The sequence below is a fragment of the Brevundimonas sp. genome, from assembly GCF_032017145.1.
GTDB lineage: Bacteria > Pseudomonadota > Alphaproteobacteria > Caulobacterales > Caulobacteraceae > Brevundimonas.
Window position 1 is genome coordinate 1 of the sequence record NZ_DALZQC010000102.1, and the last position, 11,630, is coordinate 11,630.

Sequence of the window (11,630 nt, forward strand, 5' to 3'; positions counted from 1 at the left end):
GGCGGCCGCGCCGCCCTCGGTCACGGCGCCCAGCACCGTGCCGGGCACGACGGTGTCGCCCTCTGCCGCCTTGATGTCGCCCAGCACGCCGTCGGCGGGCGAGACGACTTCCAGCGACACCTTGTCGGTCTCGAGCTCGACCAGCAGTTCGTCCTTCTTGACCGCATCCCCGACCTTCTTGGTCCATTTGGCGATGGTGGCTTCGGTGACGGATTCACCGAGGGCGGGGGTCAGGATGTCGGCCATGTCAGGTCCAGCTCGTCTCTAGGTCGGTCTTTTGTAGGTGTATCAGGCGAAGGCTTCGGTGGTGAAGGCTTCCAGTTCCTTCAGATGTCGGCTCATCAGCCCGGCGGCGGTCGAGGCAGATCCGGGACGGCCGACGTAGCGGGCGCGCTTGGCCTTGATGTCCAGCTTGTCCAGGGTCAGCTCCAGCCACGGATCGACGAAGGTCCAGCCGCCCATGTTCTTCGGCTCTTCCTGGCACCAGACCAGTTCGGCGTTGGGGAAGCGGGCCAGTTCCTTTCGCAGCGACTGCATCGGCCACGGATAGAACTGCTCGAGGCGCAGGATGTAGACGTCGTCCACCGCCTGGCCGTCCTTGGACTTCTTCTCGCGCGCGTCCAGGAGGTCGTAATAGACCTTGCCCGAACACAGGATGACCCGGCGGATATCCTTGTCCGCCTTGATCGCGATGCCGGCGATTTCGGGCCGCGTCTGGGCGTCGTCGTGCAGGACGCGGTGGAAGGCCGAGCCCTCCGCCAGCTCCGCCATGGACGAGACCGCCTTCTTGTGACGCAGCAAGGACTTGGGCGTCATCAGGATCAGCGGCTTGCGGAACGGCCGGTGCAGCTGGCGACGCAGGATGTGGAAATAGTTGGCCGGGGTCGTGCAGTTGGCGACCTGCATATTGTCCTCGGCGCAGGCCTGCAGGAAGCGCTCCAGACGGGCCGAGGAGTGTTCCGGTCCCTGGCCTTCATAGCCGTGCGGCAACAGCATGGTCAGGCCGCTCATGCGCAGCCACTTGCGTTCACCAGAGCTGATGAACTGGTCGATCACCACCTGGGCGCCGTTCACGAAGTCGCCGAACTGGGCCTCCCACATGACCAGCGTATTGGGGTCGGCCAGCGAGTAGCCGTATTCGAAGCCCAGCACCGCCTCTTCGGACAGGGCCGAGTCTATGACCTCGAAATTGGCCTGGCCTTCGCGCAGGTTGTTCAGCGGGATGTAGCGCTCTTCGGTCGTCTGATCGATGATGCCCGAGTGACGCTGCGAGAAGGTGCCGCGCACCGAATCCTGACCCGACAGACGGATCGGGAAGCCTTCGTCGACCAGGGAGGCGAAGGCCAGGCTCTCGGCCGTGGCCCAGTCCAGACCCTGGCCCGAGGTGACGGCTTCGCGGCGACCGTCGATGACCCGCTTCAGCGTCTTGTGCATGTCGACGCTGTTGGGAATGGCGGTCAGGCGGTGACCCAGGTCGGTCAGCTTGGCCAGCGGCACGGCAGTGTCGCCGCGCAGCTCGTCCTTGGGCGTCTGGAAGCCCTGCCACTGGCCGTCCAGCCAGTCGGCCTTCTCGGCGGTCCAGGTCTTGCCGGCCTCGAACTGTTCGTCGAGGAATTTCTCGAACCGCTCGACCTCGGCGTCCACCTGCTCCTGGGTGACCACGCCCTCGGCGACCAGACGCTGCGAATAGAGTTCGCGGGTCGAGGGCTGGGCGCGGATCTTCGAATACATCAGCGGCTGGGTGAAGGTGGGGTCGTCGCCTTCGTTGTGGCCGAAGCGGCGGTAGCAGAACATGTCCACCACCACGTCCTTGTGGAACTTCTGGCGGTATTCGGTGGCCACCTTGGAGGCGAAGACGACCGCTTCAGGGTCATCGCCGTTCACGTGGAAGATCGGCGCCTGGACCATCAGCGCCACGTCCGACGGATAGGGCGACGAGCGCGAGTTGCGCGGGCTGGTGGTGAAGCCGATCTGGTTGTTGATGACAAAGTGAAGCGTGCCGCCGGTGCGGTAGCCCTTCAGCCCCATCAAGGCGAAGCATTCGGCCACCACGCCCTGGCCGGCGAAGGCGGCGTCGCCGTGGATCAGCAGCGGCACGACCTTGGAGCGATCCAGCGCCCACTGGCCTTCCGGCACGCCCTCGTTGGCCTCGCGGATGTCGAACGCCTGTTTGGCGCGCGCCTTGCCCAGCACGACCGGGTTGACGATCTCGAGGTGCGACGGGTTGGCGGTCAGCGACAGGTGGACGTGATTGCCGTCGAACTCGCGGTTCGACGAGGCGCCCATGTGATATTTGACGTCGCCCGAGCCCTCGATATCGCTGGGCACGGCCGAGCCGCCCTGGAACTCGTGGAAGATGACCTTGTAGGGCTTGCCCATCACGGCGGCCAGCACGTTCAGGCGGCCGCGGTGGGCCATGCCCAGCACGACCTCGTCGACGCCCAGCGAACCGCCGCGCTTGATGACCTGTTCCAGGGCCGGCACCATGGCCTCGCCGCCGTCCAGGCCGAACCGCTTGGTGCCTGGGAAGCGTTTGTGCAGGAAGCGTTCGAAGCCTTCGGCCTCGACCAGCTTGGACAGGATGGCCAGCTTGCCTTCCTTGGAGAAGGCGTTCTGCTCGAACTTGTCGGCGCCCTCGAACCGCTGCTGCAGCCAGGACTTCTCTTCCGGCTCGGCGATGTGCATGAACTGGATGCCGACCGTGCCGCAGTAGGTGCGCTTCAGGATCTCCAGCACTTCGCGGATCGTGCCGGTCTGCAGGCCCAGCACCCCGTCCAGGAAGATCGGACGGTCCAGATCGGCGCTGGTGAAGCCGTAGAATTCGGGCGTCAGTTCGGGGTTCTCGACCGGCTGTTCGATACCCAGCGGGTCCAGCTTGGCCTGCAGGTGTCCGCGCACGCGATAGCTGCGGATCAGCATCAGGGCGCGGATGGAATCGTGGGCGGCGGCGCGGATGGCGTCGGCGGAAACCTCGGCGGGCGCGGCGGGCTTGCCAGCGGCGGCGGGCTTCTTGGGATCGGGCTTGGGGGCCGGCCAGCGACCATCGAAGACGGCCGTCGCCTCGCTGGCTTCCGTGGCGGTGTCGCGGCCCCAGGCGCCGGCCTCGGCCGAGGCCTTCACGCTGGCGGCGTTGTCGCGAAGCTGATCGAAGAACGTCTTCCACTCCGCCGAGACCGAGCCAGGATCATTGGCCCATTTCTCGTGAAGCTCCTCGATATAGGCCGCATTGGACCCGTAGAGGAAGGAGGTCTCGGCAAAGACCTGGTTCAGCCGACCGGCATCGTCCGCCATCGTTTCGCAATCCCTGGGCCCCGACGGACACATCTCCGTGAGGGGCGCGCCCGTCATATAGGCGTCGTTTCCTTATGGGTCATGACCGAAACGGGGCATTTTGGTAGGAATTTGGTCGCAGGCCCAAGAAAAAACGCCCCCGGCCTTAGCCGAGGGCGTCCAGTGCCGACAAAAGCGGCATTTTCTTCTCCCTCCCCGCGCCGGGGAGGGTGGCCGAGCGGAGCGAGGACGGGTGGGGACGGCAAGGCGACGCCCCATAGACCTCTATCCGCATCAAATAAGTGCGCCCCTGCCGGGCCGCCCCCACCCCGCCGCTTCGCGACGACCCTCCCCGGCACGGGGAGGGAGAGGCTCGCGCGCGATTTTAGCCCTTCAGCACGTCCACCAGGGTCTTGCCCAGACGAGCGGGCGATTCCGACATGCGGATGCCGGCGGCTTCCATCGCCGCGATCTTGGATTCCGCATCGCCCTTGCCGCCGGAGACGACGGCGCCGGCGTGGCCCATGGTGCGGCCCTTGGGCGCCGTGCGGCCCGCGATGAAGCCGGCCATCGGCTTCTTGCGGCCCTTCTTGGCCTCGTCGATCAGGAACTGGGCGGCGTCTTCTTCGGCGCCGCCGCCGATTTCGCCGATCATGATGATCGAGGTGGTTTCCTCGTCGGCCAGGAACAGTTCCAGCACGTCGATGAACTCGGTGCCCTTGACCGGGTCGCCGCCGATGCCGACGGCCGTCGTCTGACCCAGGCCCTCGTTGGTGGTCTGGAACACGGCCTCATAGGTCAGGGTGCCCGAGCGCGACACGATGCCGACCGAGCCCTTCTTGAAGATATTGCCCGGCATGATGCCGATCTTGCACTCGTCCGGCGTCAGGATGCCCGGGCAGTTCGGACCCAGCAGGCGCGACTTGGAGCCTTCCAGGCGGCGCTTCACCTTGACCATGTCCATCACCGGAATGCCTTCGGTGATGCAGGTGATGAAGGGGATTTCGGCGTCGATGGCCTCGATGATGGCGGCCGCCGCGCCCGACGGCGGGACGTAGATGACCGAGGCGTCGGCGCCCGTCGCGTCCTTGGCTTCGGCGACCGAGGCGTAGATCGGCAGGGTTTCGCCGTGCGAACCCGTCCAGTTCGTGCCGCCCTTGGTGGGGTGCACGCCGGCGACCATCTGGGTGCCGTGATAGGCCAGGGCCTGTTCGGTGTGGAAGCCGCCGGTCTTGCCGGTCAGGCCCTGGACGATGATCTTGGTGTTCTTGTCGACGAGGATGGACATGGGGTCTCGCTGGTTGGGTTAGGCGGGAAGGAAGGGGTTTTCGACGCGGACCGACCCATAGGTCCGGCCGTGACTGAGGTCTTCGGAATAAAGCACCTTGGCGCCCAGACGCTCGGCGGCGGCGATGATCGCGCCGTCCCAATAGGAGATCTGATAGCGGCGGGCATTGTCGATGCCGGCGACGACCACCTCGGGTGTGATGGGCTGGCAGGGCTTCAAGGCGATGATCCTGGTCCACTCGCGCGCCTTGTCGGCCGACAACGGCTTGGGGCCCTTCTTGATCGCGTTGTGATAGAACTCGGCTAGCACCTGACCCGAGGTGCAGTAGTCCTCGGTCAGGACGATCTCTCGGGCGCGCGCCAGACGCTCGCCCGCATGAGCCCGCCCCAAGGCCGCGTAAAGCAGGATGTTAGTGTCGAGAAAGACCTCGGCGTCAGCGATCAAACCGAGGATCTCCGCTGTAAGTCTCCGCCCGGCTAGGCCGCCAGTCGCCCATGTCTCCGTCGGAGTCGTCGATCAGTTTCAGCAGCGCCTCGCGCGCCTCGTCCTTGGAGGTTTCCTGCTGCACCCATTGGGTCAGAAATCCGCGCACCGCCTCGTTCACCGTCGTCCGCTTCATGGCGGCCAGCACCCGCACCTTGTCGAGCAGGGCGTCGTCGATGGCGAGGGTGATGTTGCGGGTCATGAGCCTACACGGGTTATGTGGACCACATAGGCCGTGGAGCCTTTGCAGGCAAGTCAGTGCCGCGCCGACCTTGGCGCGGGCGCGATGTCCAGCAGCAGGCCCAACCGACGCAGGACCGCCTCCTGCACGCGGTTCAGGCTGTAGAGCCTGGCGAACAGGGCGCGCTCTCCGCCGGTCTCGCGTGCGGCGGCATAGGTCGCCTGCTGACGACAACGGCGACGCCCGATCTCGACCGTGTCGCCTGCGGCCAGGCGCCGATCCCACTTGGCCCGCCAGGCGTCCAGGCTGATGGCGTCGTAGTGCAGCAACCGGACGGGCCGGCCGGTGCGCGGGTCGCGGGCTCGCGCAGCCTTCAAGGGAACCTCGTTCCGCTTGGCTTCGTGAATGCGGGGGGGGGGGGTGCAGTCCAGACCACGCCGCACCGCATATTTGCCCATGTGGTGACCCAGCAGGCCGCGCACGAAGAAGGCGCCCGCGCCCGGATAAAGCAGATGGCCAAGCTCGGACCAGCCCGGCCCGCTATAGGATTTGCGCGCCAGGACGGCGCCGTACTCACGGTTCATGTCCTCGCCGGCCCGCCACACCGCCTCGACCGTGGGAAAGATCGCCAGACCGCACCCGGCGGGCACGGCCTGGAGCGCGGCGGCCAGATCGACCGGCCCGAAGATCAGTTCGTCGATGTCCACGACCACCAGCCAGTCGGCCTGCAGGTCGCGATAGGCGTCGGCGTAGACGATGCGCTGGCGGGCCTCGACCGAGGCGGGGCGACCGCCGCGCGACGCCCAGAACGCGTCGTCGCACAGGGTCAGTTCATCGTCGGACAAGCCGACGGCGGTCGGCCGGGGGGCGGCGGAGGCGGGTCCGTCGAAATAGACCCGCACACGCTGGGCGCCCCTGGCCCGGTAATGATCGACGAAGACGCCGATGTGGCGTTCGGGGGCCAAGGCCATGGCGACGACATCGAACCGTGTCATCGTCCCTGGCCCGGCCGCCGGTTATCGGAGGATCAGCCGACCGCGGCGACGATCTTCTGGGCGGCGTCGTCCAGATCGTCGGCGGCCTGGATGGTCAGGCCCGACTCGTTCAGGATTTTCTTGCCGAGCTCGGCGTTGGTGCCTTCCAGACGCACGACCAGCGGCACCTTCAGGCCCACTTCCTTCACGGCCGCGACCACGCCCTCGGCGATGACGTCGCACTTCATGATGCCGCCGAAGATGTTGACCAGGATGCCCTGGACGTTCGGGTCGGCGGTGATGATCTTGAAGGCCGCCGCGACCTTCCCCTTGCCGGCGCCGCCGCCGACGTCGCAGAAGTTGGCCGGCTCCTTGCCGTACAGTTTGATGATGTCCATCGTCGCCATGGCCAGGCCCGCGCCATTGACCATGCAGCCGATGTTGCCGTCCAGCGAGACATAGGCCAGATCCCACTTGGACGCCTCGATCTCCTTGGCGTCTTCTTCGGTCTCGTCGCGCAGTTCCTTGATGTCGTCGTGGCGGAACAGGGCGTTGCCGTCGAAGCTGACCTTGGCGTCCAGAACGCGCAGATGGCCGTTCTTCATGACGATCAGCGGGTTCACCTCCAGCATGTCCATGTCCTTCTCGACGAAGGCCTTGTACAGGGCGGGGAACAGCGACTTGGCGTCTTCGGCGGCGGCGCCCGTCAGGCCGTAGGCGGCGACGATGGCGGCGACGTCGGCGTCGGTCACGCCCGCGCTGGGGTCGATGACGATGTTCTGGATTTTCTCGGGCGTGTCGTGGGCGACGGTTTCGATGTCCATGCCGCCTTCGGTCGAGACGACGAAGGCGATGCGGCCATAGGCGCGATCGACCAGCAGCGAGCAGTACAGTTCACGCTCGATGTCGGCGCCGTCCTCGATATAGAGGCGGTTGACCTGCTTGCCGGCCTCGCCCGTCTGGGCGGTGACCAGGGTGTTGCCCAGCATTTCCTTGGCGTGGGCGACGGCTTCCTCGACCGAGAAGGCCAGGCGCACGCCGCCCTTGGCGTCGGCCGGCAGTTCCTTGAACTTGCCCTTGCCGCGTCCGCCGGCGTGGATCTGCGACTTCACGACATAGAGCGGACCGGGCAGGGACTTGGCGGCCGCCTCGACCTGATCGACCGACGTCACCGCGACGCCTTCGGCGACGGGGGCCCCGAAGCCTTTGAGAACCTGCTTGGCCTGATATTCGTGAATGTTCATGGAAACCGCCGCAATCTTCGCTGGGGAGAGTTGCGGGGCTTATAGGCCCCGCCCCTTCGCGGGTGCAACAGTATGTGAAGCGGGAATTTAGTCGACCCAGTCGCGTTTCAGCGTGCGCGACGCCCCGATCAGCAGGATCGCCGCCAGCACATAGAAGCCCATGCCGGTGTAGATGGCCCAGCGCAGGCTCTCCTCGCCGAAGCGCGGCGACAATAGGTCGCTCATCCAGCCGAAATAGTAGAAGCCGACCGCGATCCCCAGCAGATTGTTCAGCAACAGGAACAGGGCCGAGGCCGTCGAGCGCATGGCCGCCGGCACCAGATGCTGGACCGCCGCCGTGATCGGACCCAGCCAGGCCAGGTTCAGACCCGTCGGCAGCAGGAAGATCAAGAAGGCCAGCGTCAGTTGCTGAACATGGCTGCCGCCGCCGGGCAGAACCAGGCCGATCAGCCACGGCGAGTTCATCGCCAGGATGAAACAGGGCGCCGAGATCAGGAAGGCGACGGCGGGCGTCAGCGGATAGGCGCCCTTGCCCTTCTTCGACAGTTTGTCGGCGATCATGCCGCCCAGCCAGATGCCCAGTATGCCGCCGATCAGGGCGATGCCGGCGTAATAGACGCTGGTCTGTTTCAGGGTCAGGTCGAAGCTGCGCATGAAGAACAGGGGCAACCAGCCGGCGACGCCATAGCCGCACACCGACGACGAGGCCGCGCCCAGCGCCAGAAGCCAGAAGCTGGGCTTTTTGATCACCAGCGAGGCCGTGCGCCGCGCGATCATCAGGGAAACGCCGATCACCACGGCCAGCAGACCGCCGAAGGCCAGCACCAGCGGATTGCCCAGCGACATTCCCATCAGCCAGTTCAGGGCGGCCAGGATCAGCAGGCCGACGCCCAGGCCCAGCATGATCTGGGCGGCGATCTTGCCGGCCCGGTCCGCGCCGACGGGGGCGGCGGCCAGGGCGGCGACCTGGGCCTGGGTCTTCGCCACATCGGTTCCGCCCCGCTTGGGATCGCGCACCGTCAGGCGCAGCAGCGGCGCGACCAGCACGCCCAGCAGGCCGACCACGATGAAGGCCGTGCGCCAGCCGTATGTCGCCGCCAGCAGACCACCGACAAGCGTGCCCGCCGCCATGCCCAGCGGAATGCCGAAGGCGAAGGCCGCCATGGCCCGCGCCCGCTGATGCGGCGGGAAATAGTCGGCGATCAGCGAATAGGCCGGGGCCACCCCGCCCGCCTCGCCGATACCGACGCCCATGCGGCACAGGAACAGCTGGCCGAACGACCCGGCCATGCCGCACAGGGCGGTGAATCCCGACCAGACGGCCAGGGCGCCGGTCATGATCCAAACCCGGCTGAACCGATCCGCCAGCCACGCCAGGGGAATGGCCAGGGTCGAATAGACCGAGGCGAAGGCGATGCCGCCCAACAGGCCGAACTGGCTGTCGGACATGCCGAACTCGGCCTTCAGCGGCGCGGCCAGAATGCCGATGATCTGACGATCCAGAAAGTTCAGCATGTAGATCAGGATCAGCACCGCCAGCACATAGTAGCGGTAGCCGGGCCGCTCCGGGCGCAACTTGTCCTCGACCGTCAGCGTATCCGTCGTCATCGGCGTTTCCCTGGGCATGTTCTTCTTGTTGAGGCGAGCCTAGCCGTAACTCCGCCCGCTGCAAAGCAAAGGGGCGGCGGCCCGTAAACCGCCGCCCCTCGTCGTCAGGCGTCTCTGATCGCGATCAGAACCGATAGGTCAAGCGCGCCGAATAGGTGGTCGGCGGGCCGTAGAAGGCGCTGATCGAGTTGTTGTAGGTCGCGCCGGGGAAGCTGTAGCCCCCGACCTTGTAGCGGACGTCGGTCAGGTTGCGACCGAACAGACCCACTTCCCAGCGCTTGCTGGGCGCGGTCCAGACCACGCTGGCGTCGGCCAGGACATAGCCCTTCTGGTCCAGGATGGGATCGGGCGCATCGAACAGATGATAGTCCGAGCGATACGACAGCGACGGAGTGACGCGGATCTCGCCGCCCAGGACATCGCCGCGCCAGGTCATGCCGTAGTAGGCCGACCATTCCGGCGAGTTCTGGGGTTTGCGCTGATCCGAGATATCGACCGGCGAGCCCGTGACCAGGGTGATGAACTCGTCGAACTCGTTCTTCAGATAGCCCAGCGAGAAGTTGGCGGTGATGTCGCTGGTCAGATAGGCCGAGCCTTCCAGTTCGAAGCCGTAGATGGTCGAGGCGCCGGCGTTGTCGACCACCGAGGCGATGCCGACGGCGGGCGGTGTGGCCACCTGCTGGGTCGTGATCTGCTGGTCCTTGTAGTCGGAATAGAAGATGGCCGAGGCGAAGTTCATGCGCCGATCGAAGGCCGACCCCTTCAGGCCGACCTCATAGGTGGTGACCGTCTCGGGCTGGTAGCCATTGACCGTCTGGGGCACCAGGGCGGCGTCGCCGCGCATGTCCCAGCCGCCCGACTTGAAGCCCTGGCTGATCGAGGCGTAGCCGGTCATCTGGTCGGAGAAGTCGTACGAGAGGCTGGCGCGCGGCGTGAACTTCTCGAAGGTGTCGGAGGCCGTGTAGTTGGTGCGGGTCGCAAAGACCGCACGCGGCGCGCCGCCGGTCAGCGGGCTGCGGGTCGCGCCCAGATAGAACTGGCGCAGGACCGAGGCGTCCTTGTCGTCGCGGGTGTAGCGGCCGCCCAGCGACAGGTGCAGGCGGTCCGTCAGGTCGTAGCTGAAATCGCCGAAGATCGAGAAGGACTTGGTGTCCACCGAACCGGCCGCCGCGATCGACAGGCCCAGATTGCCGGCGATGGTGTCGAATACGCCCGACGAGGTTCCGTCCAGATAATAGACGCCGGCCACGCCGGACCAGCGCTCGCCGGTGAACAGGGCCTGGAATTCCTGGGTGAACTGATGGTCGGCATAGATGGCCGGCACGTCCAGGGTCGGGTTCGGCGTCTGGTCGAAGTCGATGACCGTCGCCGTGTCGCCCGAGCGATAGGCGGTGATCGACTTCAGCGTCAGCCTGTCGTTGACGCGGTATTCGCCGGTCAGGGCCACGCCCTCGGTCACGACCTTCTGCTCGCCGGTGATGCCGGCATAGGTGTCGTACTTGCCGGCGGGCGCGCGCCACAGGCCGTCGGACGAGGTGACCTCGCGGTGGCCGTGACGGGGGCTGGAGTCATCCTCAACGCGGTCCCAGGCCAGGCGGAAGAACAGGTTGTCGTTCGGCGTCCACTCGGCGCTGGCGCGATAGGCGGTGACGTCCTTGTCGTACTGATCCTGGCCGGTGTTCAGGTTCTTGCCGTAGCCGTCGTGCTGATAGGTGGCGACCGCGCCCCCGATGGCGAAGGTCTGACCGACCGGGACCGAGCCCGACAGGAGGAAGTTGTGCTCGTTATAGGCGCCGACCTCGGCGCGGGCCGTCAGGCTGGGATCCTGACCCAGGCGTTTGGTGACGTATTTGATCGCGCCGCCGATGGTGTTGCGGCCATACAGGGTGCCCTGCGGACCGCGCAGCACTTCGATGCGAGAGATGTCGAAGATGTCCAGCACCGCGCCCTGCGGACGGGCGACATAGACGTCGTCGACATAGAGGCCCACGCCGGGCTCGAAGCCCCACAGCGGATCCTGCTGGCCCACGCCGCGGATGAAGCTGATCAGGGTGGAGTTGGAGCCGCGCGCGATCTGGACCGTGGCGTTCGGCGTCTGCTGCTGCAGGGCGGTGATGTTGACGGCGCCCGTCTGTTCCAGACGTTCGGCGCTGAGGGCCGAAACCGCGATCGGCACGTCCTTCAGCTGTTCGTCGCGGCGGCGCGCGGTGACGACGATGTCGTCCACGGTCGCCGTGTCCTGATTGGCGTTGGCGTCCTGGGCGGCCGTTTCGGCGTCCTGGGCGACCGAGGCCCCGGCCAGCACGCCCCACGCCGCGCCGGCCAGCAGCAAGCACTTCACATGACGGTTCATGATCTCAACCCCTTTGTCGTTTCCAGCCCGTGGACGCTTTTATTCAGCGTTCAATGATTTTCATGGAAACTGACCCGGTTTCGCCCGGCTGTCAAACGCCGTGCCGACGTGAGGTCATCTGGGCGGTCGAGCGTGGCGCCGTTGCACCATGGTCGTTGCGCCCTCGCCGGGGCGCGCCTAGCCTCTGCGCATGAGCAAGACCGACGCCGCCCTGCCCGCCCCTCGCCCC

The 11,630-nt window shown here is 66.3% G+C and carries 9 protein-coding genes; all 9 read right to left on the minus strand.

Annotated features, from left to right (window positions below; all coding sequences use genetic code 11):
- A partial coding sequence (locus tag RTU05_RS14340) for a biotin/lipoyl-containing protein (RefSeq protein ID WP_312599034.1) occupies window positions 1-246 on the minus strand: 246 nt, incomplete at its 3' end.
- Window positions 247-288: 42 nt separating this feature from the next.
- Window positions 289-3,291, minus strand: coding sequence for a 2-oxoglutarate dehydrogenase E1 component (locus RTU05_RS14345; RefSeq protein WP_312599035.1), 3,003 nt, complete (start codon window positions 3,289-3,291; stop codon window positions 289-291).
- 364 nt (window positions 3,292-3,655) lie between these two features.
- Window positions 3,656-4,558 (minus strand): succinate--CoA ligase subunit alpha, encoded by a 903-nt coding sequence (gene sucD, locus RTU05_RS14350; RefSeq protein ID WP_292022187.1) that lies wholly within the window; start codon window positions 4,556-4,558, stop codon window positions 3,656-3,658.
- An 18-nt stretch (window positions 4,559-4,576) separates the two neighbouring features.
- The gene (locus RTU05_RS14355) at window positions 4,577-5,002 is read right to left on the minus strand and encodes a PIN domain-containing protein (protein ID WP_312599036.1); all 426 of its coding nucleotides are present in this window, start codon (window positions 5,000-5,002) and stop codon (window positions 4,577-4,579) included.
- Window positions 4,992-5,243, minus strand: a complete 252-nt coding sequence (locus tag RTU05_RS14360) for a hypothetical protein (protein ID WP_312599037.1) — start codon at window positions 5,241-5,243, stop codon at window positions 4,992-4,994. The genes RTU05_RS14355 and RTU05_RS14360 overlap by 11 nt, the downstream gene beginning before the upstream one ends.
- 53 nt (window positions 5,244-5,296) lie before the next feature.
- A complete protein-coding gene (locus RTU05_RS14365; RefSeq protein ID WP_312599038.1) occupies window positions 5,297-6,193 on the minus strand; it encodes a hypothetical protein in 897 nt (298 codons plus the stop codon).
- A 56-nt stretch (window positions 6,194-6,249) separates the two neighbouring features.
- Complete coding sequence (gene sucC / locus RTU05_RS14370) at window positions 6,250-7,440, minus strand: ADP-forming succinate--CoA ligase subunit beta (RefSeq protein ID WP_312599039.1); 1,191 nt, start codon at window positions 7,438-7,440, stop codon at window positions 6,250-6,252.
- An 87-nt stretch (window positions 7,441-7,527) separates the two neighbouring features.
- Entirely contained in the window at window positions 7,528-9,048 is a 1,521-nt protein-coding gene (locus tag RTU05_RS14375; RefSeq protein ID WP_312599041.1) for an MFS transporter, read from the minus strand.
- Window positions 9,049-9,172: 124 nt separating this feature from the next.
- Window positions 9,173-11,401 carry a TonB-dependent receptor gene (locus tag RTU05_RS14380; RefSeq protein ID WP_312599040.1) on the minus strand — a complete coding sequence of 743 codons (2,229 nt, stop codon included), beginning with the start codon at window positions 11,399-11,401 and terminating at the stop codon, window positions 9,173-9,175.
- Window positions 11,402-11,630 lie beyond the last annotated feature (229 nt).